Here is a 23,188-nt window from a genome sequence, read left to right on the forward strand (position 1 = left end):
GACGCGCGGTGTTTTTATCGCCGCCGCGAGTCGCCGGTGGTATGACACGCATCGCGGTCGTCGGTGGCGGTCTCGCCGGCCTCGTCGCCGCCCGCCACCTCGCCGAGGCGGGACTGGACGTCGAACTGTTCGAGGAGGAACCCGCGGTCGGCGGGCGCGTCCGGAGCGTCCACGAGGACGGCTTCACCTTCGACCGCGGGTTCCAGGTGCTGTTCACCGGGTACCCCGCGGCCCAGCGCGAGCTCGACTACGACGCCCTCGACCTGCGGGCGTTCACCCCCGGCGCGACCATCGCCCGCCCCGGCGAGCGCTCCGTCCTCTCGGACCCGCTTCGCGACCCCGGGTCGTTCACCGAGACGGTTTTCAACCGCGAGATACGCCTCGGCGACAAGCTCCGGACGTTCACCCTCCAGCGCGAACTCCGACGCAAGGACGAGGACGCCGTCCTCGACGGCCCCGACACGGACATCACGAGCTACCTCGCCGACCGGGGGTTCTCGCGGGACTACGTCGAGCACTTCGCGGCCCCCTTCTACGGCGGCATCACCCTCGACCGCTCGCTCTCCTCGTCGAGCGTCGTCTTCGAGTACACGTTCAAGATGCTCGCGACCGGCGAGACGGTCGTCCCCGCCGCCGGGATGGGCGCCATCTCGGCGCAACTGGCCGACCGCGCGCGCGACGCCGGTGCGTCGCTCACCCTCGACGCGACCGTCTCGGCCGTCGAGAGCGACGACGACGGCGACGGCGTGACACTCACAGTGGACGGACGGGAGGCCTCGTTCGACGGGGCCGTCGTCGCGACCGACCCGAAGACGGCCGGGGAGTTGACCGGCGTCGACACCCCGACCGAGGCGCGGGGCTGCGTCACGCAGTACTTCTCGTTGCCCGAGCACGTCGACCTCGCGACTGACAAGCGAATCGTCCTCAACGCGGCCGACGACCGCCCCAACCAGGTTGCACCCCTCACGGACGTCGCCCCGGAGTACGCGCCGGACGGCGAGCAACTGCTCAGCGCGACGTTCCTCGGCGACCCCGACGAGAGCGACGACGAACTGGCCGCGGCGGTCCACGACGCGCTGGCGTCGTGGTACCCCGCCCGGCGCTTCGCCGACCTCGACCTCCTCCGGACCGAGCGCGTGCCGTTCTCGCAGTTCGCCCAGCCGCCGGGGTTCAGGCGCGACCTCCCGGCCGTCGACGCGCCGGCCGGCCCGGTGTACCTCGCGGGCGACTACACCGAGTGGTCGTCCATCAACGGCGCGCTCGACAGCGGGAAGCAGGCCGCGGACGCCATTCTCACGGAAATCGACCGGTCAGCGTAGCCGTCGGAGGCGCCCCAGCGGCGGGAAGGTCCGCTGTTCGTCGGCCGCCGAGTCGTAGACGACGGGTCGGAACCGGTCGACGTCGGTCACGAGGGGGGAGCGTTCGAGGGACGCTCGCCCCGGACGACCGTTCACCGAGACGCCGCTCGCGAGGCGGGTGAACGCCGGCAGGACGAACACGTCCGCGCCCTCGTAGACCCCCTCGCCGTAGAGGAGGCAGGGCCAGTCGCGCCCCTCGACGGTGAGTTTCGGGTGGTCGTGCCCGACGACGTAGCGCCCCGCCGCCCGCTCCGGCGGGTCGTGGCCGTGCAGGACGACCGTCCCGTCGGCGAGTTCGTACTCACGCTCGGTGGGACCGTCCCAGACCGCGTCGAGCATCGTGTCGTGGTTACCCGGCGTGACGACGAGGTCGGCGCCCGCCGTCTCGACGAGGCGGGCGAGCGCGGCGACGGTTCCGCGGGCTCCGTCGGGCACGCGGTCGAAGGCGTGGAGGACGTCGCCCGCGAGGACGACCGTCCCCGGCGACGTCGCCGCGAGGAGCGCGTCGAGACGCTCCTCCAGGTCGTCGCGCTCGCCCAGCGGGAACTCGACGGGGGAGGCGGCGGCCCGTCCGACGTGCAGGTCGGCGAGGACGAGCGCGTCCGCGACCGGGAGCGAGAGCGCCCGGTCGCGGAACGCGACCATCTCAGCTCGCGGCCCGTTCGCGGGCGGTCGCGTACGCCTCCTGGAGCTGCTTGAACGCCTCGGGGTCGCCACCCTGGTCGGGGTGAGTGGCCTTCGCCTTCTCGCGGTAGGCGGCCTTCACCTGTCGCTCGGAGGCGCTCGCCGGGAGGCCGAGGACGGCGAACGCCGCGCGGGTGCGGTCGAACGCCCCCCGCTCGCTCTCGTCCTCGCCGTCGCCGAAGTTCATCTCGGGTGTGTCGAACGGGAGGCGTCCCCCGATGTAGAACCCCGGCATCTCGTGTTCGACGAGGACCGCGTAGGTGGGTGAGGTGTCGATAGCGATGAACGCTCGCGCGTCGAAGGTGATGGCGACGTCGCGTTTGGGGAGGTAGAAGGCGACGGTGTGGCCCTCGACGAAGTGGTCCTCCGCGAAGGGTTCACCGATGGCGGTCAGGTACTGGCGAATCTCCGTCGTGCGGCGCGACTCCGTGCTCCCCGACCCGGTCGCGGGCGCCGGGTCGGGGTAGAGGTGCCGGCCGACGAGGAAGATACCGGCGGCGACGCCGCTCGAGGCGAGGCCCACGAGGACGCCGAGAACCAACCAGTTCGGGACGAACACCACCACCCGGTACACGGGTGGTCTTGGGGCAGGGTGAACAAGAATCCCTCGTTAGCACGTCCGTCTTCCGAGGCGACCGGCCGGCGACGGCGAGCCGTCGCCCTCGCAGTGACCGCGGCGTCGGGGGCGACCTCAGCCGATGTAGCGCAGGTCCTCGTCGCTCGGCGCCTGCTGGGCCTGCTCCATCTCCCGAATCTTCTTCGCCACCTCCTCCATCTCCTCGGCGCGCTCCTCGAGCGAGTCGTAGCCCACGTCGAAGCCGACGATGTCCTGCAGGACTTCGAGGACCGCGCGGGCGCTCTTGGGGTCGACGAGGTAGCCGCTCGTCTCGCCCATCAGGCAGGCGACGGGGAGGTCGCGGCGCTCGCCGAGGCCGAGCAGGAGGCCGCTGACGCCGACGATGCCGCCGGCGGGTTCGTCCTCGCGGAACTCGACGTGTGGGTCGAGGGTCTCGATGAGCGCGTCGTCGGAGGCGGCGGCGATGACGCCGTACTCGTCGACGAGTTCGCCGGTCGGGACGCCCCCGAGCGCGTAGGCCCGGTCGACGCCGAACTCCTCGGCGACGTCGAGGACGGCGTCGGTGATGAGGTAGTGCCCCTCGTTGCTCTGGGCCTGGTGGTCGCCCGTGAGGACCAGCAGGTCGGCGTCGCCGGTCTCGACGGCGTGGAACTCCACGCCGACGAGTTGCGACCGGCCGTCCTCGACGGTCACCTGCGGGGGGAAGTGACGGGAGTAGAGGCGGGCGACGAGCGTCGTGTCGAACTCCTCCAGCAGGTGCTCGGCGGCGAGTTTGCCGACGTGACCGACCCCGGGGAGCCCCTCGATGAGTACGGGGTCCTCGAGGGCCGGCTCCGCGAGCACCTCGGTGTGGACTTCGTCCATGTGCGGCTACTGGCGGGCGCGCCGCTTAAGTGCACGTCGGTACTCCCCGTAGCGGTCCGTCGGGTCGTACGGGGCGGGCGCGCTGTTGACGGCGTCGCCGCCGCACGCCGGGCAGGTGGCGGTGAGCGTGTACACCGGGCGGTCGTGGTGCTCGCGCCACGACGCGCACACCCGGATGTCGCTCTTCATTACTCGTCGTCGGTCTGGCGCTCGCGGTGGAACTCGGCGCTCCCGCCGCGCCCCTCGATGGCCGTCCGCGCGCGCGCCGCGCTGGCCTCGAGTTCGCTCTCGGCGACCTTGTAGCTCGGCGCGCGCACCTTGATGCGGTACTCGGGCGCGCCGACGTAGGTGACCGACAGCTCGATTTCGTCGGGAACCTCGCCGTTGCCCTGGGCGGCTTCGAGCGCCGCCTTCACGTCGTCGACGCCGTCGGCGTTCGACGAGCGCAGGTGGACGTAGCCCGTGATGTTGACGTACGGGACGGAGACGTTCTCGCGGGCGGTGTCGACGACTGCGCGCACCTCCTCGTCGTCGAGGCCGGTCGGTTCGAGCGCCTCCTCGCCGTGGATGGCGGCCTGTTCGAAGCCGGCGTAGAGCGACCCGAACTCGCCGAGCAGTTCGTTGGCGACGGCGGTGTACTGCTCGTCGGCCATCGACTCGCCGAAGGCGAGGGTCATCCACTTGTCGGCCTTCTGCTCGTTCTTCCACTCCTGGACCTTGTCCGAGCGCTGGTGGTCGTTGACGTCCTTGATGGAGAGGTCGATCTGCTGTGAGGACTCGTTGACGTCGAGCACCTTGCAGACGACGAGTTCGCCGGGCGTGACGTGGTCGCGGATGTTCTTTATCCACCCGCTCGCCACCTCGCTGACGTGGACGAGGCCGCGTCGGTCCTCGTACTCGTCGAGGTCGACGAAGACGCCGAAGTCGGTGATTTCGTCGACTTTGCCGACGACGAGGTCACCGGGGTCTGGCCAGCCTGTGTATTTCATACCCCGACCTAGCCAGTTGGCGAGAATAAAACCACCGTCACGGCGCGCGCGGTTCGACGGGGCGAGCGCGGTCGCTCGCGGGCCGAGAGACGAGAGAACGTGTTCGGTCGAGGCGCGTCGGTTCAGGCCCGTCGCTGGACCGTCTCGAGGACCTCGCCCTCGATGGCGGCGTTCCCGCCGGTCGGGCGGACGAGGAGGTGCCCGCAGACGGCGCAGGGGACCTCGCTCGCGGCCTTCCCGAAGACGACCTGTTCGTTCTCGCAGTCCGGGCAGCGGACCTGGTAGAAGTTCCCGGCCATGGTCTTACTCCTGGAACTCCAGTCGGCCGGCGCGCCAGCCCTCGCGGAGGTGGGCCTTGCCGCACTCGCTGCAGCGGTAGACGAGGTTCGTCTTCTTCGTCGGCTTGTCGCCACCGGGGACCTTCGAGAACTTCCCCTTGTTACCGATACCGCGGTTCTGTCGCGCGCGCTGGCGACCCTGGACCTTCGTCATCCCCGAGGCGCGGCCGCTTCGGACCTTCTCGACCTCGTGTTCGTGGTGCTCGTTGCAGTTCGGACAGTACGTGTTGAACCGGCGTGGCATCTGCATAGTTATTGGCGTGTGCTTTGCCGGCGCGGCTTAAAACCCGTTTGGTATGGGGCGAGCGCCATTTCACCGAACCGAACCGCGATAGCACCCCCCGTGGTGGTGCCGGTATGCGCACCCGCCTCGCGCTCGCCCTGACCGCCCTCCTGGTGTGTGCGGCACTCGTACCGCCCGCCGCCGGTGCACCGCCGCCACGCCCCGTCTGCCCGGTCTGTGGGGCCCTCGACGGCGACGGCATCGGCCGGTCCGGCGCTCCCGACGCCCTCGGCCTGACGAACCACACTGCCACGGCGACCGTCCACGAGAACGGGACGATGACCTGGCGCGTGCGGGCCGTCCTCGACGACGAGGCGACGCGGCGGTTCGAGGGGAACGCGAGCGGGCTCGCCGACCTCGTCGCGGGCGAGTTCGCGGCCCGCCGGAACCAGCCCCTCGACCACCCCGGACCCGCCTCGGAGCACGAACTGCTCGGGAGTACCCTCGACGGCCGGACGCTCACCGTCTCGCTCCGGACGACGAACGCCGCCAGGCAGGTGACGGGCGACCTCGTGCTGGTGGAGTACTTCGACACCGACGGGACCTACCAGAGTCACTACTACGCGTCGGTCGACCGGTTGACCCTCGTCGGCCCCGAGGGGACCGTCGTCACGAACGACCCCGCGATGGGCCGCGTCGAGGGTGACCGGCTCGTCGTGACCGGCGAGGTACACGCGACGCAGGTCGTCTTCGGGCAGCGCGGCCCCGCGAGCGCGCTCGCGACGCTGTTCGTCCAGCTACGGGGCGTCGGGGACACCCTCGCCGACAACGCCCTGGCCTACGGCGGCCCGCTGACTGCCGCACTGGGCGCGGCACTCGTCGGCCTCGCCTGGGGCGTGCGACGGCGCGGCACGCCTCGGTCCTCGACCGCCTGCCGTCGACGACCCGCCCGCTCGCGCGTCCTCGCCGGCGTCCTCGGGTGGGTCGCCGTCGGCGTCGGGGCGGCCCTCGTCGGACACGCCGTCGCGTTCGTCCTCGCCAGCGCGGCGCTCGTCACCCTCGTCGCGGGGGTGGTCTACGGGGCGGCGGCGGTTCGGGGCGAGCGCGGCCGCCTCGCGCTCGCCGGGGGTGCGCTCTGGGCGGCCGCGCTCGTCGCGCTGGGCGTCCTGTTCGACGCGGGGGGCGACCTCGGACAGTACGCGTGGGTCGGCCTCGGCGTCGCGGCCGTCGCGCTCGTCGCCGTCTGGGCGGCGCTGGCGCTCGTCGGTGGCGCGCTCGCCTGTGTGCCGCAAGACTCGAAGCGCTTAACCGGGCGTCAGTTCGAGTGACGGGTATGAAGAACCTCATCATCAACGGGGACCCCGGCATCCGGAAGGACGCCGTCATCGAGTACGACGGTGAGGAGGTCGTCTGTTTCTCGGTGAAGCGCCAGGGCGACTGGCACGGCCCCGACCGCGTCCAGCTCTGGTGTACCATCGGCACCGAGGACGAGCGCGAGGCCTACGAGCGCCGCGAGTACATCCCGATGCACATCCCGACCGAGCACGTCGACGCCGAGGCCGTCACCGTCGTGACGGGTAAGGGCGACCTCGCGGTCTAACACCGCCTTTCGCCGGCCGCGAGCGCTTCACGCTCGACGGTCACCTGGAACCGCCTCGCGGTTCCGGCGGCGGTCGCCAGTGCACGACCGACTGGAGCGGTCCGAGAGGAGGACGTCTGCGATGGCGATTCTGCGTCGGCACGAGCGCCGTCCCTCGACGTGACGGCGCCCTCCCCCTCGCGGTTGGCATCGACGGACCGACGTCGTTCGCGACGAGCACACTGTCCGGTTCTCCAGCGTGTCGGACCGCGAGTGAGCGCAGCGAACGAGCGAGTGGCTCTTTCTGCAGGGATTCCGGGGGAGTCGACGAGCGAGGCACGAAGCGCCGAGCGAGGAGGGCCCTGCCCGGGAGAGTGCTTTCGAAGGATTCAGTTAGCCCCGTTTCGAACCTCCCGTATGGACGAAGACACGGGAATGAACCGGCGCGACTTCCTCCGCGCGGCGGGCGCCGGTGCGGGCGTCGTCGCCGCGAGCGGGACCGCGGCCGCTCAGGAGAACGAGAGCGGCGGTAACGAGTCCTCTGGCGGTGGGGGTGGGGGCGGGAGTGGTCCCATCGACTACGGCGGGTTCCTCGACGACGCCGGCGGCTGGGAAGAAGGCGGGACGGTCGACGCGCGGGGAGAGTCGGAGGTCACGGTCGAAGTCGGTGCGGGCGAGGGGGGCCTCGAGTTCGCCCCGGTGGCGGTGCACGTCGACGAGGGCGCGACCATCATCTGGGAGTGGACCGGTGAGGGCGGCAGTCACAACGTGGTCGCCCAGGACGGTGCCGACTTCGAGAGCGGCAGCCCCCAGGCGTCGGGGACCTTCGAGTGGACCGCCGAGGGCGGCCCCATCGCGACCTACCAGTGCGACCCTCACGCCGGCCAGGGGATGCTCGGCGCCGTCGCCATCGGCGAGGACGTCCCCCGGTCCGCACCCGTGGCACCGGCCGAACCGGCGGTCAGCGACGGGGCGAAGACGCTCGGTATCGCGTCGACCATCGCGATCGTCTCGACGCTCGGCCTCGCGTACTTCTTCATGCGCTACGGCGGCGACTACCAGCAGTAGGGCCGCGTCGGCGTGACGTTCGAGCCGTCGCGTCCCGTACTGCGCGCACGGGACGCTCGCGGGAATCGGTGTCGCAGGAATCGGAGCGCCGTCCGCCAGTTCGCCGTTCGTCGACCGCGGGGCCGAGTGCGCCGTCAGACCGCGTCGGGGCGGTCGTGGACGACGAGTTCGACCGGGCGTCGTTCTCCCTCCAGGTCGGCGACGATGCGCTCGACGACGCGCTCCGCTTCCTCGATTATCTTCGGCCTCACCTTCTCTATCACCCAGCCGAGCGAGACGAACGCCGGGAGGGAGATGGCGCTGGCGTCGGCCGACCCGGGGGCGAACTCGACGTAGAACCGGACGCGCGAGGCGTCCTCGACGCCCTCGGGTGCCTCCTCGGGGACGTGCTCGACCGCCCAGTGTCCCCGGGCGTCGATGTCCTCCGTGAGCTTCCAGTCGATTCGCTCGGGTCGCTCGACGTCCGTCACCCGCGAGTTCGCGGTGTACGTGAGTTTCCACCAGGCGAAGGTGAGGTCGTACTCGGTCCCCGGCGTGCCGTCCCCTCGCATCCGGACCTCCTTCAGGTACTTCGAGTAGTCGGCGTACCGCGGGAAGTCGATGAGGAAGTCGTAGACCTCTTCGGGGGGCAGGTAGACGAGGGTACTGACTTCTACGGAGTCCACGCCCCCGCTTCAGCCCCCGCCGGCCTAAGTGTTCTCCCCCGCGAGCGCCCGGGTGCGGCGGCCACGGGCACGAACCGGCGCGTCCCGAACCGTGGCGCTTGTAACCTCGACCCACCGAGCGCCCCCATGGACGACACCGAGACACGCGACGTCTGTATCGTCGGCGGCGGTATCGCCGGGTTGACCGCGGCCATCTACACCGCGCGGGCGGGCCTCGACACCGTCGTCGTCAGTGCGGGCGAGTCCATCCTCCGGCGCAACGCCCACCTGGAGAACGTCCCCGGCTTCCCGCTCGGGGTCAATCCCCGGACGTTCCTCGACCAGACCGAACGTCAGGCCGAACGCGCCGGCGCCGACGTCCGCGAGGGCGAGGTGACGGACGTGGCCCGCGACGTCTCGGGGTTCGACGTGCAGGTCGACGGGGACGTCCTGCGCGCCGACTTCGTCCTCGTCGCCACGAAGAACGCCACCGACTTCCTCGCCGACCTCGACGTGGGTATCATCAAACGGGGGAGCAAGACCTACCTCGACGTCGACGAGTACGGCCGGACCGACGTCGACGGCCTCTACGCGGCCGGCCGGGTGGCCGAGAAGCGCCACCAGGTGGTCGTCGCCGCCGGCCACGGCGCCGACGTGGCGATGACCGTCGTCGAGGACGCGGAGGTCCCCTTCTACCACGACTGGGTCGTCCCCGAGGGCTACTTCACCGACCGCGGACGGGAGGTCCCACCCGGCTGTGTGGAACTGAGCGACGACGCGCGCGAGGAGCGCGAGCGCGCGTCGATGGCCGCGATACGCGAGGCGTTCGCCGACCCGCACCCCGACGACCCGACGCCCCACCCGAGCCTCGCGGACGAGGAGTAGTCGGTCGACGGCCGACGGTCCGTCACCGCTGTTTTTATCGGGGGGTGCCGAACTCCGGGTATGCTCGAAGGCGTCAACGTCGCACTGGGGGTCACGGGGTCCATCGCGGCGGTCAAGACCGTCGAACTGGCCCACGAACTCCGCCGCGAGGGGGCCGCGGTCCGGGCCGTGATGACCGACAGCGCGCGCGGCATCGTCCATCCCTGGTCGCTGGAGTACGCCACGGGGAACCCCGTCGTCACCGAGATAACCGGGAGAGTGGAACACGTCGAACTCTGCGGTCGGGAGGGGTGGGCGGACGTCCTCCTCGTGGCGCCCGCGACGGCCAACACCGTCGGGAAGGTGGCCGCGGCCGTCGACGACTCGACGGTGACGACGTGCGCGACGACCGCGCTCGGCGCCGGCGTGCCGGTCGTCGTCGCCCCCGCGATGCACGAACCGATGTACGACCACCCGGGCGTCCTCGACGCCATCGACCGCGTCCGCGAGTGGGACGTCGCCTTCGTCGACCCCCGCGTCGAGGAGGGGAAGGCGAAGATAGCGACCGAGGAGGCCATCTGTCTGGAGACGGCGCGCGCCGCGGGCGACCGCCCCCTCGACGGGCGACACGTCGTCGTCACCAGCGGCGCGACCAGCGAGCGCATCGACCCCGTCCGCACCCTCACCAACCGCTCGTCCGGGCGGATGGGGCGGGCCGTCGCCCGCGCCTGCTACGCCGCCGGGGCCGCGGTGACGGTCGTCCACGACGGCCCCGACCTCCCCTACGCGACCGTCGAGCGCGTCGAGAGCGCCGCCGAGATGACCGCCGCCTGCGTCGACGCCTGCGCGGACGCCGACGCGCTCGTCTCCGCCGCCGCCATCTCGGACTACACCGTCGCGCCCAGCGACGAGAAACTCCGTTCGGGCGAGGACCTCCACCTCGACCTCCAGCCGACCCCGAAGCTCATCGACACGGTCCGCGAGACCCACCCCGACCTCGCCATCGTCGGGTTCAAACTCGAGACGGCCGACGACGACGCGGCGCTCGTGGCGGCCGCCCGCGGCCCCCTCGAACGGACCGACCTCGCGTTCGTCGTCGCCAACGACGCGAACGTGATGGGGGCCGACGACACCCGTGCGCTGCTCGTCAGGGCCGAACGCGCCGACGCGTTCGTCGGCACGAAAGCCGAACTCGGCCGCCGGGTCGCCGAGGAACTCGCCGGCGAGTTCTAGAACAGGTCCGCGAGCGCCCCCGCCAGCGACCCGACGAGCGAGGCGAGGCCGTCGAGGACACCCGAGAGCGACGCTGGCGCGTTCTCCTCCGTGTCGTCGGTCGTCGCGTCCGGGTCGGCGTCGTCGGACCCGTCCGTCGTTCCGGCACCGTCGTCGCTGTCACCGTCGTCGCTGTCACCGTCGTCGCTGTCACCGTCCCCGAAGTCGGCGGGGACGTTCGACCCGGCCTCGCCGTCGGCGTTTCCGGTGACGGTCACGGCGTCGGCCGCCTCACCGCCGACGGGCATCCCTGCGTTCCCCGAGAGGACGCTGTCGCGGACGGTGACGTCCGTCGCGTCGACCAGCGTGGCGGGGAGCGCCCGGATACCGTCGCCGCCGTTGTCGGTGACGACCGCGTTCGAGACGGTGAGCGTCCCGGCGACGAGGATGCCGTCGCCGGTGTTGTTCGCCACCGTGGCTGCAGAGAGGCTCACGTCCGTGCTCTCGGCGACGGCGAGGCCGGTACCGTTGTTCCCGGAGACGGTGTCGTTCACGAGCGTCGCTGTGTTCACGCCGTCGAGGAAGACGCCGTCGCCGGCGTTGTCGCGGACCGCGCTGTCGCGCAGGGTGGCCGTCCCCGAGGTGAACAGCGCCCCGCCGTCGCCGTTGCCGTCGATGGCGGTCCGGACGACGGTGGTCGCCTCGCCGGGGGCGGTCGAGAGACCGTAGCCGCCGTTGTCGGCGAGTCGTGAGTCGACGACGGCGACCGACCCGAGCGTCACGCCCACGCCGTCGCCGGTGTTGTTCGTCACCGTGGCGTTCGAGAGCGTCGCGTTCCGCGCGTCGGTGGTGGCGACCCCGACGCGGTTGTCGCTGAAGGTGCTCGCGTCGACCGACCCGTTCCGGCCCGAGAGGTCCACGCCGACGTCGAAGCCGTCGACGGTGAGGTTGCTCACCGCGAGGTCGTCGCCGCTCGTGAGCAGGCCCGTCCCGTTCCCGTCGCCGGCCAGCGTGTAGCCCGCCCCGTCGAGGGTCACGCCGTCGGCCTCGACGGCGAGACAGTCGCCGCTCGCGGAGAGGTTCCCGGAGAGGACGTACGTCCCGGGGGCGTCGATGGTCGTACACGAGTCGATGGACTGCGGTGCCGCCTGCGCCGCGACGGGTGCCGTCGTCGCCGCCTGCGCCGCGACGAGGACGACGACGAGGAACACGACGCGTCGCTGCCACTTCGGACGTGCCATGGCGTGGGGTGCGCCGGTGCAGGGCTTGGTTACTCGTCACCAAAGGAGAGGTATTGTCGACTTAACACGCACACGGGAGACAGTCACCCCACCGTGGTATGAGGCGGCGTGCCGACGGACATAAGAATAGTTTTGGGGCGACAGCTACTGCTTTACGGGTGATGAGTATGACAGAGGGTTCTCGAACAGGTGAGTGGCCGGCAGTGGTGGTGACGGCCCCCGGCGAGTGGAGCGACGATGGGGGGTGACGACCACACCAGGATACTGGTTCCGGTCGGCGAATCGTCCACGCTCCGGAACGCCGTCGCCTACGCGGTCCGAGTCGCGCAGGACGACGCCACGGAACGCGGCGTCAGCGCGACGGTACACTTCGTCTACCCCGCCGCCTGGCGGGCCGTCGAACCGACGCGCGCGGCCAAGTTCGAACAGGCCCAGGAGGTCCTCGAACGCGTCGAGGTCTGGGCCGACGAGGACGCCGAGTCGGACGGGGCGCCCGTCGAGGTCGAGACGGCCGTCGTCGGCGCCGACGAGTACCTGTTCAGCCCCGGCGACTTCGCGCGGGTCCTCGAGTCGTACGCCCGCGACCACGGGCTCGACCGCGTCGTCGTCGACCCGGAGTACCAGCCGGGGGGCAACGCCCCGATGCTCCGGCCGCTCGAGTTCGAACTCAGACAGCGCGGCCTCGACGTCGAGGAGGCGCCCGTCGAGCGCCCGACGCGGCGCTCGCGGCTCGTCGGGCGCGAGAGCCTCTCGCAGTACGTCACCGTCTTCGGCGTCTCCTTCCTGTTCTACCTGACGCTCGGCGGCTGGAGCATCGAGCTGTTCGAACTGGTCACCGGCGCCATCAGCGCCGGCATCGTCACCGCCGTCCTCTCGAAGATAGCCCTGAAGGGTCCCCCGCAGTTCACGCGCATCCCCGGTCAGCTCGGCCGGTTCGCGATATACGTCGTCTACCTGCTCTGGGAGATCGCGAAGGCGAACGTCGCCATCGCCTACGTCGTGTTGCACCCGAAACTCCCCATCAACCCGTCGCTCGAACGCTTCGAGGCGGCCGTCTGGGGCGACCTCCCCGCGACGACCCTCGCCAACAGCATCACGCTGACGCCGGGGACGCTGACCGTCGACGTGAGCGACCGCGAGTTCGTCATCCACGCGCTGACCGACGACTCGCGCTCGGACCTCTTCGACGGCGGCCTCGAACGCGCGGTCCGGTTCGTCTTCTACGGGCGTCAGGCGGCGCGCATCCCGTCCCCACGGGAGCGAAACGAGGAGGTGAGCGAGACGTGAGCCCCGCCTCGCCGCTCGTGAGCAACGTCCTGCTCGGGAGCGCCACCTGTTTCGGCCTGTTCGCCGTCGCCGTCCTCTACCGGGTGTTCGCCGGGCCGACGATGCAGGACCGCGTCATCGCGGTCAACGTCATCGGGTCGAACATCGTCATCGTGCTGGCGCTCGTCTCGGCCGCCCTCGAGGAGCCGATGTTCCTCGACGTGGCGCTCGTCTACGCGCTGCTCAACTTCCTGATGAGCATCGCCATCTCGAAGTTCACCGTCGAGCGGGGTGGCGTCGTATGACGCCGCTCGAAGTCCTCACGGTGGCGCTCGTCGTCGCCGGGACGTTCTTCGGCGCCGTCGCGGCTATCGGCGTCCTCCGGCTCCCGGACCTCTACACCCGGACGCACGCCGCCTCGAAGAGTGACACCCTCGGCGCGGTGCTGACGCTCGCCGGGGTCGCCGCCGTCCTCGCGAGCGACGTCGCCACCGTGAAGACCGTCTTCCTGCTCCTGTTCATGTTCGTGACGAACCCGACGGCGGCCCACGCCATCTCGCGGGCCGCCTACGACCAGGGTATCGAACCGTGGAGCGCGGGCGACACGGAGGGGGAGCGCGAATGACACCGCTCCAGATGAGCGCCATCACGCCGCTCGAGGCGGTCGTCCTCATCTTCGTCCTCGGATGCGCGCTCATCACGGCGGTCCTCCGGGACGTCCTCGGGGTCATCATCGCCTCGGCGGCCTACAGCCTCGGCGTCGCCGTCATCTGGGTCATCCTGCAGGCGCCCGACGTGGCGCTGACGGAGGCGGCGGTGGGCGCGGGCGTCACCACGCTGCTGTTCCTGCTGACCATCGTCAAGACGGTGCGCCCGTCCGACGAGCGGCGACTCGAACTGCCGAGTCCCCGCTCGGCGCTCGTGACGGTCGCGTTCGTGGCCGTCCTCGCGCTGACGGTGCCGGCGATGCCGGCCATCGGCGGCGGCCCCGTCGTCGACTCGGCGGTCACCGAGTACTACCTCGACAACGCCTACGAGGAGACGGAGGTCAACAACGTCGTCACGGCCGTCCTCGCCGCCTACCGCGGGTTCGACACCCTCGGGGAGGCGGTGGTGGTGTTCTCCGCCGGCGTCGCCGTCCTGCTCGTCCTGCGCCAGGAGGTGTTCGCGTGAGCGACGCGTCGCGGGACCGCGAGCCGGAGGGCGACGGCGTCGAACGCCAGCGGGGCCTGTACGTCGAGAGCACCATCATCATGACCACCGTCCGGGTCGTGACGCCGTTCATCCTCACTCTCGGCCTGTTCGTGATGTTCCACGGGGCCGACTCCGCCGGCGGGGGCTTCCAGGGCGGCGCCATCTCGGCGACGGTCCTGTTGATGCTCGCGTTCGCCTTCGGCATCGACGCCGTCCGTGACTGGCTCGACCCGAGCGTCGTGCTCGGACTCATCCTCGTCGGCGTCGCCAACTTCGTCGGCGTCGGCCTGCTGACGCTCGCCCTCGGCGGAGCGTTCCTCCAGTACGACGTCGTCCCCATCTACCACGCCAGCAAGTACAGCATCGAACTCATCGAACTGGGCATCGGCGCCATCGTCGCCGGGGTCATCACCGGGCTGTTCTTCGTCATCGCGTCCGGGTTCCAGGGCCCCGAACCGCTCGAGAACACTGCGGAGGAGGAGTCATGACGGAACTACTCGACCTGCTACTGACGCGCTACAACTACGTCGCCGCCGTGTTGTTGCTCGGTATCGGCGTCTACATGATCATCGAGAGCACGAACCTGGTGAAGAAGGTCGTCGGTCTGAACGTCTTCCAGACGGGCATCTTCCTGTTCTTCATCACGTCCGCCTACCGCGAGGGCGGCGGCCCGCCCGTGCTCACGAACCCGGGACCGTACGTCAGCCCGCTGCCGCACGTCCTCATCCTGACGGCCATCGTCGTCGGGGTGAGCCTCGTCGCGGTGGCGCTCGCGCTCATCGTCCGCATCTACAGCGAGTACGGGACGCTCGACGAGGACGTCCTCCGGGAGGTGCAGACCGGTGAGTGACCTCGTCCCCCTGCTGGTCGCAGTCCCCATCCTCGCCGCGGTGCTGACGCTCGGCGTCGGCCACCTCGTCCGGCGGGCGGCCTGGCCGCTCGCCGCCCTCGCGGCGGTCGTCCAGGTGGGCCTCGCGGCGAGCGTCGCCGCGACGGTGTACGCGAGCGGCGAGGCCATCAGCTACGAACTCGGCGGGTTCGAACCGCCCTACGGCATCGAACTCGTCGTCGACGGCCTCTCGGCGGCTGTCGTCGTCCTCGTCGCCGTCGTCGCGCTGGGCGTCCTCGTCTACGCGCGCCGGGCCGGCCCGCGCTCCCCGGCGTTCCTCACCGAGTACCTGCTGCTGGTCGCCGGCCTCTCCGGCATGAGCGTCACGGGGGACATGTTCAACCTCTACGTGTTCCTCGAGATAACGGGACTGGCCGCCTACGCCCTCGTGGCGACCGGCGACTCGGGCCGGGCGGCCGTCGGCGCGCTCAAGTACCTCGTCATCGGGACGGTCGGCGCCTCGCTGTTCCTGCTCGGCGTCGGCTACGCCTTCCTCGCGACGGGGACGCTCAACATGGCCGACCTGTCGGTGCGCCTCGCTGAGGTGGGGTACGACGCCACGCTCGTGCGCGCGTCGTTCGCCCTCGTCGTCGTCGGCCTGGCGGTGAAGACGGCGCTCTACCCGCTGCACACCTGGCAGCCGGAGGCGTACGCGAGCGCCCCCGACAGCGTCAGCGCGTTCATCGCGGCGCTCGTCTCGACGGTGTCCGCCTACGCGCTCGCGCGGTGCGTCTTCAGCATCTACACCGTCGACTTCCTCGCGCAGGTGCCGCTGGCGCGGACCGGCCTGCTGACGCTCGCGGGCGTCAGTATCGTCGCCGGGAGCGTCCTCGCGGTGCTCCAGACGGAGATAAAGCGGATGCTCGCGTACTCCTCGGTGTCGCAGTTCGGCCTCGTCGTCGCGGGCTTCACGCTCGCGGACCCGGCGTCCGTCACCGGCGCGACCATCCACCTGCTCGGCCACGCGGTGATGAAGGGCGGCCTGTTCCTGGCCGCCGGTGCCATCGCCGTCATCGCCGGCGCGCGGACCGTCGACGAGTACGACGGCCTCGGCGCGCGCGCGCCCGTCCTCAGCGGGTCGTTCGCCGTGCTCGCGCTGGCGATGGTGGGCGTCCCGCCGGCCGTCGGCTTCGTCGGCAAGTGGTACATCGCCCTCGGCGCCGTCCAGTCCGAGGCGTGGCCCATCGCCGTCGTCATCCTGGTGAGCACGCTCCTGACGCTCGCGTACTTCGCGCGCCTGCTCGAACGGATGTTCTTCCGGGCGGCGCCCGCGACCGAGCGGGTCACCGCGCCGGGGGCCGCCGTCGCGGACGGCGGCTACACGCGCCCCGACAGCGTCTCGCCGGGGATGGTCGCGGTCGTCGTGCTCGCCGCCGCGCTGGCGCTCGTGCTCGGCCCCGCGACCTCGCAGTTCGAACAGCTCCTCCGACCGACCCTCGAAACCCTACTCCAGCTATGACCGATATCATCTCACTCCGACCGCTCGCCGCGGTGGCGCTCCCCGCCGTCGCGGTCCTCGCCATCGGGGCGACGGGCAGTCGGCCGAACGTCCGCGAGGCCGTCACCGGCCTCACCGCGGTGAGTACCTTCCTCGTCGTGGCGAGCATGCTGCCGGGGGCGCTCGCCGGCGACGCGTACGTGAGCGACCTCGGGGCGTTCGTCCCGGGCATCGAGTTCGCGCTACGCGCCGACCCCCTCGGCATGCTGTTCGGCTTCCTCGCGAGCTTCCTCTGGGTCATCACCAGCGCCTACAGCGTCGGCTACATGCGCGGCCTCGACGAGCACGCCCAGACGCGCTACTTCGCCTCGTTCGCGGCGAGCATCAGCACGGCCCTCGGCGTCGCCTTCGCCCAGAACCTGCTCGTGCTGTTCGTCTTCTACGAACTGCTGACGGTCGCCACCTACCCGCTGGTCACGCACGACGAGACCGCGGAGGCGCGCGCGGCCGGCCGGAAGTACCTCACCTACACGTTCGCGGGCGGGGTGGCCGTCCTCGCCGGCACCGTCCTCGTCTACGTGCTGACGGGGACGGTGGCGTTCGCCCCCGGCGGCATCGAGGCGCTCTCGGGTGCGGACCCCGTGCTCGCCCGGGCGGCCTTCGCGCTGCTCGCGGCCGGCTTCGGCGTCAAGGCGGCGCTCATGCCGGCCCACTCGTGGCTGCCGGACGCGATGGTCGCGCCGACGCCCGTCTCCGGGCTCCTGCACGCCGTCGCCGTCGTCAAGAGCGGGGTGTTCGGCATCGCCCGCCTCGTCCTCGACGTCTTCGGGCCGGAGACGGTCTCCGACCTCGGGATGGGGCTGCCACTCGGCGCCGTCGCGGCCTTCACGCTGCTCGCGGCGAGCGTCATCGCGCTCAGACAGGACAACCTGAAGCGCCGGCTGGCCTACTCGACGGTGAGTCAGCTGTCGTACATCGTCCTCGGCCTCGCCGTGCTGACGCCGAGCGCGCTGGTCGGGGGGCTGTTGCACATCCCCGCCCACGCGTTCATGAAGCTCACGCTGTTCTTCTGCGCGGGCATCATCCACGTCGAGACCCACACCGACGACATCAGCGACATGGCGGGTATCGGCAGGCGCATGCCCGTCACCATGTCGGCGTTCGCCCTCGCCGCCGCCGGGATGGCCGGCATCCCGCTTATCGCCGGCTTCGTCAGCAAGTTCTACCTCCTCGTCGGCACCGTCGACGCGGGCAACCTCGTCTTCACGGGCGCGCTGCTCGTCTCCGGGGTGCTCAACATCGCGTACTTCTGGCCCATCGTCTACCAGGCGTTCTTCGAGGGCGAGTCCGCGGACGCCCACGACCGCAAACCGCTCCTCGAGAACGCCTACGGGGGGCGTGCGGGTGAGAGCGACCGGGTCGCCGCCGACGGCGGCCGCGAGAACGATGAGGACCCCGGCCCCGAACGCGAGACGCGCGCGACGGCGAGGACGACCGGCGAGGCCGAACCCGAGTACGCCGTCGACCGCTACCCGAGCGACCACACGGTCGACGAGGCGTCGGAGGAGGTCGACCGCGACGGGCACGCGACCGACGACGCAGACCACGCGGCCGAGGTCGTGGACCACGCGGACCACGACCACCACGGCGGTCCGCCGGCCGGCGGCTGGGAGCGCCGCGGGTGGCTCGGCCAGGAGAGCACCTGGTTCATGCTGGGGCCCATCCTGGTCGCCGCCGGCGGCTCCGTCGTCCTCGGAGTCGTCCCGTACACGGCGGTGTTCCTGCGGCTCGTCCAGGGCATCGTGACGGCCGTGACGGGGGTGAGCGTCTGATGGCTATCGAGGCGCTCGCGGCCGTCCCGCCGTTCGTCTACGTACTGGTGGCGGCGCTGCTCGCGCCGCTCCTGCCGCGGCTGGCGGCGCACGCGCTCGGCATCGTCGCGACGCTCGCCGTCGTCGTCGTCTCGCTGCAGACGCCCGAGGGCGCACACGTCGCCGTGCAGTTCCTCGGGTTCGACGCCGTGCTGTTCAACGTCGACCCGTTCTCCCGGCTGATGGGCCTCATCTTCGGGTTCATCGGCGCGGCGGCGGTGCTCTACTCCTACGCCAGCAGCGCCGACGCCGTCCAGACCGGCTTCGCGCTGTCGTACGTCGGGACGAGCGTCGGTGCCGTCTTCGCCGGCGACTGGCTCACGCTGGTCTTCTTCTGGGAGCTGATGGCCGTGACGAGCACCGCGCTCGTCTGGCACTACGGCGGGGCGGCCGTCCGGGCGGGCTACCGCTACGCGCTCCTGCACGGCGTCGGCGGCAGCCTCGTCCTCGGAGCCATCGTCTGGCAGTACGTCGAGGTCGGGTCGTTCCTCTTCACCGCGAACGAGGGCATCGTCGCCGGCCTGCCGGCCGTCCTCGCGGCGGTCGGCATCGGCGTCAACGTCGGCTTCATCGGCCTGCACGCCTGGCTGCCCGACACCTACCCGCGCCCGCACGTCGCCGCCAGCGTCTTCCTCTGCGTCTACACGACGAAAACCGGCGTCTACGCCATGTACCGCGCGTTCCCGGAGGGCCACCTCTGGCTCGCGTACATGGGCGGGGCGATGGCCGTCTTCGGCGCGAGCATGGCGCTGCTCCAGAACGACATGCGCCGCCTGCTCTCCTATCACATCCAGTCGCAGGTGGGGTACATGATAGCCGGCGTCGGCATCGGGTCGGCGCTGGCGACCGCCGGCGCGTTCGGCCACGTGTTCAACCACATCCTCTACAAGAGCCTGCTGTTCATGACCGTCGGCGTGGTCATCTACCGGACGGGCGAGGAGAGCCTGAAGTACGTCGGCGGCCTCGCCCGCGAGATGCCCGTCACCGCGGGGGCGTTCACCGTCGCCGCCCTCTCCATCGCCGGCTTCCCCGGGTTCAACGGGTTCGTCAGCAAGGGGATGGTGCTCGGCGCCGCCCACTACGAGCACCTCGACGCGCTCTGGTACCTGCTGTTGCTCGGGGGCGTCGGGACGTTCCTCTCGTTCATCAAGCTGGGCTACTACGTCTTCTTCCACGGCGAGCACGACGGGCAGGTGCGCGACGCCAACCGCGGCCAGCAGGTCGCGATGGTGACCGTCGCCGTCCTCTGTCTCGTCTACGGGCTGGTGCCGGACACGCTGTTCACCATCCTCCCCGTCGGCGGCTACGACTACACCACGTTCACCGTCGACCACCTCATCGAAGGGTTCGGGTTGGCCGCCGCCGGCCTCGTCGGGTTCGCCCTGCTGAAGAAGCCGCTCTCGAAGGTCGGGCGCGTCCCCGACGTCGACGCCGTCTACAACCCGCTCGCGTTCTACGGGACGCGCGCGCTCGTCCGCGGCGTCACCGACGGCTACGCGGCCGTCGACCGCCAGGCGGTGAGTCTGAGCACCGCGACGATGTGGGCCGCCCGGAACCCGGGAGCGGCCCTCGAACGGGCGGGCGCGAGCGTGGACGCGCAGGACGCCGGCGGCGTCGGTCCCTCCCGACTGGGCGCCGGCATCGGGACGAGCGTCCTCGTCCTCGTCCTCGTCGTCACGCTCGGCGTCGCCCTGCTGATGCTCGGCTGAGCGTCGACCGGCGACCAGTCCGGGCACAGAAAATACTTATATCAATGTATTTCACAGAGAAAGACAATGGACACCGGCCGGACCGCCGTCTCCGTCGCGGTCGTCGCGATAGTCGCGACGCTGGTTCTCACGGGCCCGTACGGGCCGGTCGACGCGACCACGGCCGCCGCCGACGGGTTCGGCTCCGACGGGGGGGAGGCCAGCGTCGCGGCCGTCTCGCTCCCTGACGACGCGACGCTGACGGCCGGCCGCTACGGTGCCGAGGCGTACACGCTCCGCGTCCCGCCCGCGACGGCCGACGTCGAGCGCGTGACCGGGCGACCGATGCTCGTCTACGAGGTGCGCGTGCCGGCGCTCGGCTACTCGCGCGTCTCGCTCGCGTCGCTCGACGAGGGGGGGGAGGACGTCAGGCTCACCCTGGCGAGCGACACCTTCGCCCCCGAGCGAATCGACCGCGAGACGTACGACGGCGAGGTACTCGTGACGGTGCGCTCGGGCGAGGAGTCACGGGTCGTCGAACGCGCGCCGCTCACCGTCAGGGTGGTCGAGTGAGCGTCGTCGAGCGACTCGGGGGGGACCGTCCGACGATTGCGGGACTACGGGCGCTCCGACCCCGCCTCGCCCGCGCCGTCTTCGGGGACGCCCTCGGCGTCGTCGTCTTCCTCTCGACCGTCCTCGTCGCGTTCGCCTGTCTCCGCGTCGGCTTCTTCATCACCGACAGCTACACAGTCGCCAACACGCTCGTCGGCGTCTCGCGCGGCCACCTCTGGGTCCCCCCGGAGGTGGTCTACGGCGACTCGCCCGACACCCCGGGGATGCACCTCGTCGACGGCCGCCTCTACGGGCGCAACTACGGGCAGGTGTTCCTCGCGCTCCCCGTCCTCGGCGCCGTCGAGACCGTCGCCGTCGTCGCCGACGTGCGGGTCGCCCTCGCGGCCGCGTTCAGTCTCCTCCTGCTCGCGCTCTCGGTCCGTATCGGCCGTCTCGTCGGCCGTCAAGACCGGTTCGCCCTCGGTGGGAGCGTCCTCGCGCTGGCGACGTTCGCCGGCAACCTCGCCGTCGCGACGCCGCTCGACCCGCGCTGGTACCCCATGCTCGCGCTCCAGGTGAGCACCGTCCTCGCCGCCGGCATGGTCGCGGTGCTCCTCTATCGACTCCTGACGCGCGTCCACGACCGCCGGGTCGGCCTGTTCGCCGGCCTCGCCGGGACGCTCGCCACGCCCGTCGGCCTCTGGGCGTCCATCCCGAAGCGTCACGTCCTCGTGACCGCGCTCCTCCTCGCCGTCCTCTACGCGCTGTACCGGAGCCGCGAGGGGTCCCCTCGGGAGGAAACGCGGTTCCGGGCGCTCGCGTACGCGCTGGTCGCGTTCCTCGCGTGGGTCCACGCGCCCGAGGCGTTCGTCGCGCTGCTCGTCCTCGCGGCGGTCGACCTCCCGACCGCCCGGACGAACGACCCGCGAACGCTCGCGCTCGTCGGCGGGTGTTTCTGCCTCGCGCTCGTCCCCTTCCTGCTTACGAACGCGCTCGTCGTCGGCAACCCTGTCGAACCCCCACGGCTCTGGCCGAACTACGATGGGCAACCGCTGGGACCGGTCGAGGGCGGCGGGGGGAGTGGGGGCAGTAGCGACGGAAGCGGGGGTGGTAGCGGCGGAAGTACAGGTGGTAGCGGCGGAAGCACGAACGGTTCCGGGGGCGGCGGGTCCGCCGGACCGTCCGGCACCCCCGACCCGAACGGGGGCGGCGGCGTCCTCGGGAAGGTGAGCGTGCTGACGGGTCTCTTCGCGAGTGGGTTCGAGGCGGTCGCCGACCGGCCCGACCGCCTCTACTACACGTTCGTCCGGGGGGGTTACCTCCCCGGCGTCGCCGCGAAGGACCTCGGCCAGGCGGTGAACCTGACGGTCCTCGAATCCGCACCCCTGCTCGGCGCGCTCTGTGCGCTGCCGGTCGCGCTTGTCGCGCGCCTGCGCGACGGCGTCGACGTGGACCGGCGCGACCCGGTCGTCGTCGCGGACGCGTTCGTGCTCCTGCTCGCGGGCGCCCTCACGCTCGTCTACATCGAGCGCCTCCCGCTGCACGCGCAGGTGACGGTGCGCTACCTCCTCCCGCTGTTCGCCCTCGGCACCTACGGGGTGGCCCGCCAGCCGAGCGTCCGCCGGGCGCTCGCAGTACACCCCCGACTCGTCCGCTGGACGGCGCTCTGCGGCGTCCTCGTCGGCGGACAGGTGGTCTTCGCGTGGCTGGTGCTCGCGGACGCGTCGCTCGGGGAGGCGCTCCAGTTCCACGCCTGGGTCGGCCTCGCGACCGGGGGCGCCCTCGGCGCGTCGCTGCTCGTCGCGTCCACCGGTCGGCGGGCCTCGCGCGCGACGGCTGTCTGCCTCGGTGCGTCGCTCGCCGCCGGCGCCGTCCTCGTCCTCCTCGGCGCGTTCGTCCACTTCGCGGGGTCCGGCGTCCACGCCGTCCCGCTCGCCCGGTGGCTGGCGGCGGTGCTGGCGCTCGGGTAGGGAGAGCGCGCCGTGTGAGCCCGGGACAGCCGGCCGGCGTATCATCGCCATTTTTACCACCCACCCTATAGGGGCGGCATGGACAAACTCGCCCAGTCGCTGCGCGAAGCCCCCATCATCCGAAAGGGTGACTACGAGTACTTCGTCCACCCCATCAGCGACGGCGTCCCGATGCTGGAACCCCAGTTGCTGCGGGAGATCGTCATCAAGATCATCCGGAAGGCGGACCTGGAGAACGTCGACAAGATCGTGACGCCCGCCGCGATGGGCATCCACATCTCGACGGCCGTCTCGCTGATGACGGACATCCCGCTGGTCGTCATCCGCAAGCGCCAGTACGGCCTGGAAGGGGAGGTGTCGCTCGCGCAGGTGACGGGCTACTCCGAGAACGAGATGTACATGAACGACGTCACGGAGGGCGACCGCGTCCTCGTCATCGACGACGTGCTCTCGACGGGCGGCACGCTGCGCGGCATCACGCAGGCGCTCGAGGAGGTCGGCGCCGACATCTCCGACATCGTCGCCGTCATCAAGAAGGTCGGCGGCGACAACGCGATGGAGGAGTACGAACCCAAGACGCTCATCAACGTGGACGTCGTCGACGGGTCGGTCGTCATCGTCGACGAGCAGGGCGACGGGTAGAACGAGGCCCCCGAGACTGGCGAAACCGGCGACCACG

The 23,188-nt window shown here is 71.0% G+C and carries 27 protein-coding genes; 18 read left to right on the forward strand and 9 right to left on the reverse strand.

The genetic code is table 11. From position 1 onward, the window contains the following. Nucleotides 1-41: 41 nt before the first annotated feature. Nucleotides 42-1,319 (forward strand): NAD(P)/FAD-dependent oxidoreductase, encoded by a 1,278-nt coding sequence (locus tag P1Y20_RS06820; RefSeq protein ID WP_304447910.1) that lies wholly within the window; start codon nt 42-44, stop codon nt 1,317-1,319. On the opposite strand, the gene P1Y20_RS06825 is transcribed toward P1Y20_RS06820, so the two are convergent. From P1Y20_RS06825 to P1Y20_RS06855, 7 genes are all read right to left on the reverse strand, one after another. Continuing rightward, nucleotides 1,311-2,003, reverse strand: coding sequence for a metallophosphoesterase (locus tag P1Y20_RS06825; protein ID WP_304447911.1), 693 nt, complete (start codon nt 2,001-2,003; stop codon nt 1,311-1,313). The genes P1Y20_RS06820 and P1Y20_RS06825 overlap by 9 nt on opposite strands. 1 nt (nt 2,004) lies before the next feature. Further along, entirely contained in the window at nt 2,005-2,616 is a 612-nt protein-coding gene (locus tag P1Y20_RS06830) for a J domain-containing protein (RefSeq protein WP_304447912.1), read from the reverse strand. 117 nt (nt 2,617-2,733) lie between these two features. Beyond that, on the reverse strand, nt 2,734-3,483 hold the full coding sequence (locus tag P1Y20_RS06835; protein ID WP_304447913.1) for a proteasome assembly chaperone family protein: 750 nt from the start codon (nt 3,481-3,483) through the stop codon (nt 2,734-2,736). Nucleotides 3,484-3,489: 6 nt separating this feature from the next. Further along, on the reverse strand, nt 3,490-3,672 hold the full coding sequence (locus P1Y20_RS06840; RefSeq protein ID WP_304447914.1) for an RNA-protein complex protein Nop10: 183 nt from the start codon (nt 3,670-3,672) through the stop codon (nt 3,490-3,492). Next, entirely contained in the window at nt 3,672-4,472 is an 801-nt protein-coding gene (locus tag P1Y20_RS06845) for a translation initiation factor IF-2 subunit alpha (RefSeq protein WP_304447915.1), read from the reverse strand. The genes P1Y20_RS06840 and P1Y20_RS06845 overlap by 1 nt, the downstream gene beginning before the upstream one ends. A 122-nt stretch (nt 4,473-4,594) precedes the next feature. Further along, a complete protein-coding gene (locus P1Y20_RS06850) occupies nt 4,595-4,771 on the reverse strand; it encodes a 30S ribosomal protein S27e (RefSeq protein WP_304447916.1) in 177 nt (58 codons plus the stop codon). A gap of 4 nt (nt 4,772-4,775) precedes the next feature. Beyond that, entirely contained in the window at nt 4,776-5,060 is a 285-nt protein-coding gene (locus tag P1Y20_RS06855) for a 50S ribosomal protein L44e (protein WP_304447917.1), read from the reverse strand. Nucleotides 5,061-5,167: 107 nt separating this feature from the next. Here P1Y20_RS06855 and P1Y20_RS06860 point away from each other — a divergent pair, with 107 nt between their 5' ends. The 3 genes from P1Y20_RS06860 (at nt 5,168) to P1Y20_RS06870 (ending at nt 7,680) form a co-directional block, all read left to right on the forward strand. Further along, the gene (locus tag P1Y20_RS06860; protein WP_304447918.1) at nt 5,168-6,361 is read left to right on the forward strand and encodes a hypothetical protein; all 1,194 of its coding nucleotides are present in this window, start codon (nt 5,168-5,170) and stop codon (nt 6,359-6,361) included. 5 nt (nt 6,362-6,366) lie between these two features. Next, nucleotides 6,367-6,633: an HAH_0734 family protein gene (locus P1Y20_RS06865; RefSeq protein ID WP_304447919.1), complete on the forward strand. Its 267-nt coding sequence runs from the start codon at nt 6,367-6,369 to the stop codon at nt 6,631-6,633. A 396-nt stretch (nt 6,634-7,029) separates the two neighbouring features. Continuing rightward, the gene (locus tag P1Y20_RS06870) at nt 7,030-7,680 is read left to right on the forward strand and encodes a halocyanin domain-containing protein (protein WP_304447920.1); all 651 of its coding nucleotides are present in this window, start codon (nt 7,030-7,032) and stop codon (nt 7,678-7,680) included. Between the two features lie 134 nt (nt 7,681-7,814). Here P1Y20_RS06870 and P1Y20_RS06875 read toward each other — a convergent pair whose 3' ends face one another. After that, the gene (locus P1Y20_RS06875) at nt 7,815-8,345 is read right to left on the reverse strand and encodes a type II toxin-antitoxin system RatA family toxin (RefSeq protein WP_304447921.1); all 531 of its coding nucleotides are present in this window, start codon (nt 8,343-8,345) and stop codon (nt 7,815-7,817) included. Nucleotides 8,346-8,471: 126 nt separating this feature from the next. On the opposite strand from P1Y20_RS06875, the gene P1Y20_RS06880 reads away from it, so the two are divergent. Together P1Y20_RS06880 and coaBC are read left to right on the forward strand one after the other, a co-directional pair. Next, nucleotides 8,472-9,209 (forward strand): NAD(P)/FAD-dependent oxidoreductase, encoded by a 738-nt coding sequence (locus tag P1Y20_RS06880; RefSeq protein WP_304447922.1) that lies wholly within the window; start codon nt 8,472-8,474, stop codon nt 9,207-9,209. Nucleotides 9,210-9,269: 60 nt separating this feature from the next. Then, nucleotides 9,270-10,421, forward strand: coding sequence for a bifunctional phosphopantothenoylcysteine decarboxylase/phosphopantothenate--cysteine ligase CoaBC (gene coaBC / locus P1Y20_RS06885; protein ID WP_304447923.1), 1,152 nt, complete (start codon nt 9,270-9,272; stop codon nt 10,419-10,421). Here coaBC and P1Y20_RS06890 read toward each other — a convergent pair. Further along, the gene (locus P1Y20_RS06890) at nt 10,418-11,641 is read right to left on the reverse strand and encodes a right-handed parallel beta-helix repeat-containing protein (protein WP_304447924.1); all 1,224 of its coding nucleotides are present in this window, start codon (nt 11,639-11,641) and stop codon (nt 10,418-10,420) included. The genes coaBC and P1Y20_RS06890 overlap by 4 nt on opposite strands. A gap of 237 nt (nt 11,642-11,878) precedes the next feature. Between P1Y20_RS06890 and P1Y20_RS06895 the strand changes: the two genes are divergently transcribed. From P1Y20_RS06895 to hpt, 12 genes are all read left to right on the forward strand, one after another. Beyond that, on the forward strand, nt 11,879-12,928 hold the full coding sequence (locus tag P1Y20_RS06895; RefSeq protein ID WP_304447925.1) for a monovalent cation/H+ antiporter subunit E: 1,050 nt from the start codon (nt 11,879-11,881) through the stop codon (nt 12,926-12,928). A gap of 17 nt (nt 12,929-12,945) precedes the next feature. After that, a complete protein-coding gene (locus P1Y20_RS06900; protein ID WP_379737793.1) occupies nt 12,946-13,212 on the forward strand; it encodes a cation:proton antiporter in 267 nt (88 codons plus the stop codon). Beyond that, a complete protein-coding gene (gene mnhG / locus P1Y20_RS06905) occupies nt 13,209-13,532 on the forward strand; it encodes a monovalent cation/H(+) antiporter subunit G (protein ID WP_304447927.1) in 324 nt (107 codons plus the stop codon). The genes P1Y20_RS06900 and mnhG overlap by 4 nt, the downstream gene beginning before the upstream one ends. Then, nucleotides 13,529-14,080, forward strand: a complete 552-nt coding sequence (locus P1Y20_RS06910) for a DUF4040 domain-containing protein (protein ID WP_304447928.1) — start codon at nt 13,529-13,531, stop codon at nt 14,078-14,080. The genes mnhG and P1Y20_RS06910 overlap by 4 nt, the downstream gene beginning before the upstream one ends. Beyond that, a complete protein-coding gene (locus P1Y20_RS06915) occupies nt 14,077-14,589 on the forward strand; it encodes an MnhB domain-containing protein (protein WP_304447929.1) in 513 nt (170 codons plus the stop codon). Before P1Y20_RS06910 ends, P1Y20_RS06915 begins: the two co-directional genes overlap by 4 nt. After that, complete coding sequence (locus P1Y20_RS06920; RefSeq protein ID WP_304447930.1) at nt 14,586-14,951, forward strand: cation:proton antiporter subunit C; 366 nt, start codon at nt 14,586-14,588, stop codon at nt 14,949-14,951. The genes P1Y20_RS06915 and P1Y20_RS06920 overlap by 4 nt, the downstream gene beginning before the upstream one ends. Next, nucleotides 14,944-16,449, forward strand: coding sequence for a proton-conducting transporter transmembrane domain-containing protein (locus P1Y20_RS06925; protein WP_379737157.1), 1,506 nt, complete (start codon nt 14,944-14,946; stop codon nt 16,447-16,449). Before P1Y20_RS06920 ends, P1Y20_RS06925 begins: the two co-directional genes overlap by 8 nt. Next, nucleotides 16,446-18,260 carry a cation:proton antiporter gene (locus tag P1Y20_RS06930; protein WP_304447931.1) on the forward strand — a complete coding sequence of 605 codons (1,815 nt, stop codon included), beginning with the start codon at nt 16,446-16,448 and terminating at the stop codon, nt 18,258-18,260. Before P1Y20_RS06925 ends, P1Y20_RS06930 begins: the two co-directional genes overlap by 4 nt. A 5-nt stretch (nt 18,261-18,265) precedes the next feature. Then, on the forward strand, nt 18,266-20,008 hold the full coding sequence (locus P1Y20_RS06935; RefSeq protein ID WP_379737796.1) for a Na(+)/H(+) antiporter subunit D: 1,743 nt from the start codon (nt 18,266-18,268) through the stop codon (nt 20,006-20,008). Between the two features lie 66 nt (nt 20,009-20,074). Beyond that, nucleotides 20,075-20,560 (forward strand): hypothetical protein, encoded by a 486-nt coding sequence (locus P1Y20_RS06940; protein ID WP_304447933.1) that lies wholly within the window; start codon nt 20,075-20,077, stop codon nt 20,558-20,560. After that, nucleotides 20,557-22,509, forward strand: a complete 1,953-nt coding sequence (locus P1Y20_RS06945; protein WP_304447934.1) for a hypothetical protein — start codon at nt 20,557-20,559, stop codon at nt 22,507-22,509. Before P1Y20_RS06940 ends, P1Y20_RS06945 begins: the two co-directional genes overlap by 4 nt. 78 nt (nt 22,510-22,587) lie before the next feature. Next, entirely contained in the window at nt 22,588-23,151 is a 564-nt protein-coding gene (gene hpt, locus P1Y20_RS06950; RefSeq protein WP_304447935.1) for a hypoxanthine/guanine phosphoribosyltransferase, read from the forward strand. The last annotated feature ends 37 nt before the right edge of the window (nt 23,152-23,188 follow it).

This window comes from Halomarina ordinaria, from assembly GCF_030553305.1.
Classification (GTDB): Archaea; Halobacteriota; Halobacteria; order Halobacteriales; family Haloarculaceae; genus Halomarina; species Halomarina ordinaria.

Excerpts from the sequence above, each read along its gene's own strand:
- P1Y20_RS06940 (WP_304447933.1), top strand. The coding sequence starts at position 20,075 with ATGGACACCGGCCGGACCGCCGTCTCCGTCGCGGTCGTCGCGATAGTC.
- P1Y20_RS06835 (WP_304447913.1), bottom strand. The coding sequence starts at position 3,483 with ATGGACGAAGTCCACACCGAGGTGCTCGCGGAGCCGGCCCTCGAGGAC.
- hpt (WP_304447935.1), top strand. The coding sequence starts at position 22,588 with ATGGACAAACTCGCCCAGTCGCTGCGCGAAGCCCCCATCATCCGAAAG.
- P1Y20_RS06850 (WP_304447916.1), bottom strand. The coding sequence starts at position 4,771 with ATGGCCGGGAACTTCTACCAGGTCCGCTGCCCGGACTGCGAGAACGAA.
- P1Y20_RS06840 (WP_304447914.1), bottom strand. The coding sequence starts at position 3,672 with ATGAAGAGCGACATCCGGGTGTGCGCGTCGTGGCGCGAGCACCACGAC.
- P1Y20_RS06825 (WP_304447911.1), bottom strand. The coding sequence starts at position 2,003 with ATGGTCGCGTTCCGCGACCGGGCGCTCTCGCTCCCGGTCGCGGACGCG.
- P1Y20_RS06865 (WP_304447919.1), top strand. The coding sequence starts at position 6,367 with ATGAAGAACCTCATCATCAACGGGGACCCCGGCATCCGGAAGGACGCC.
- P1Y20_RS06880 (WP_304447922.1), top strand. The coding sequence starts at position 8,472 with ATGGACGACACCGAGACACGCGACGTCTGTATCGTCGGCGGCGGTATC.
- P1Y20_RS06820 (WP_304447910.1), top strand. The coding sequence starts at position 42 with ATGACACGCATCGCGGTCGTCGGTGGCGGTCTCGCCGGCCTCGTCGCC.
- mnhG (WP_304447927.1), top strand. The coding sequence starts at position 13,209 with ATGACGCCGCTCGAAGTCCTCACGGTGGCGCTCGTCGTCGCCGGGACG.
- P1Y20_RS06930 (WP_304447931.1), top strand. The coding sequence starts at position 16,446 with ATGACCGATATCATCTCACTCCGACCGCTCGCCGCGGTGGCGCTCCCC.
- P1Y20_RS06910 (WP_304447928.1), top strand. The coding sequence starts at position 13,529 with ATGACACCGCTCCAGATGAGCGCCATCACGCCGCTCGAGGCGGTCGTC.
- P1Y20_RS06895 (WP_304447925.1), top strand. The coding sequence starts at position 11,879 with ATGGGGGGTGACGACCACACCAGGATACTGGTTCCGGTCGGCGAATCG.
- P1Y20_RS06870 (WP_304447920.1), top strand. The coding sequence starts at position 7,030 with ATGGACGAAGACACGGGAATGAACCGGCGCGACTTCCTCCGCGCGGCG.
- coaBC (WP_304447923.1), top strand. The coding sequence starts at position 9,270 with ATGCTCGAAGGCGTCAACGTCGCACTGGGGGTCACGGGGTCCATCGCG.
- P1Y20_RS06855 (WP_304447917.1), bottom strand. The coding sequence starts at position 5,060 with ATGCAGATGCCACGCCGGTTCAACACGTACTGTCCGAACTGCAACGAG.
- P1Y20_RS06845 (WP_304447915.1), bottom strand. The coding sequence starts at position 4,472 with ATGAAATACACAGGCTGGCCAGACCCCGGTGACCTCGTCGTCGGCAAA.
- P1Y20_RS06920 (WP_304447930.1), top strand. The coding sequence starts at position 14,586 with ATGACGGAACTACTCGACCTGCTACTGACGCGCTACAACTACGTCGCC.
- P1Y20_RS06860 (WP_304447918.1), top strand. The coding sequence starts at position 5,168 with ATGCGCACCCGCCTCGCGCTCGCCCTGACCGCCCTCCTGGTGTGTGCG.
- P1Y20_RS06890 (WP_304447924.1), bottom strand. The coding sequence starts at position 11,641 with ATGGCACGTCCGAAGTGGCAGCGACGCGTCGTGTTCCTCGTCGTCGTC.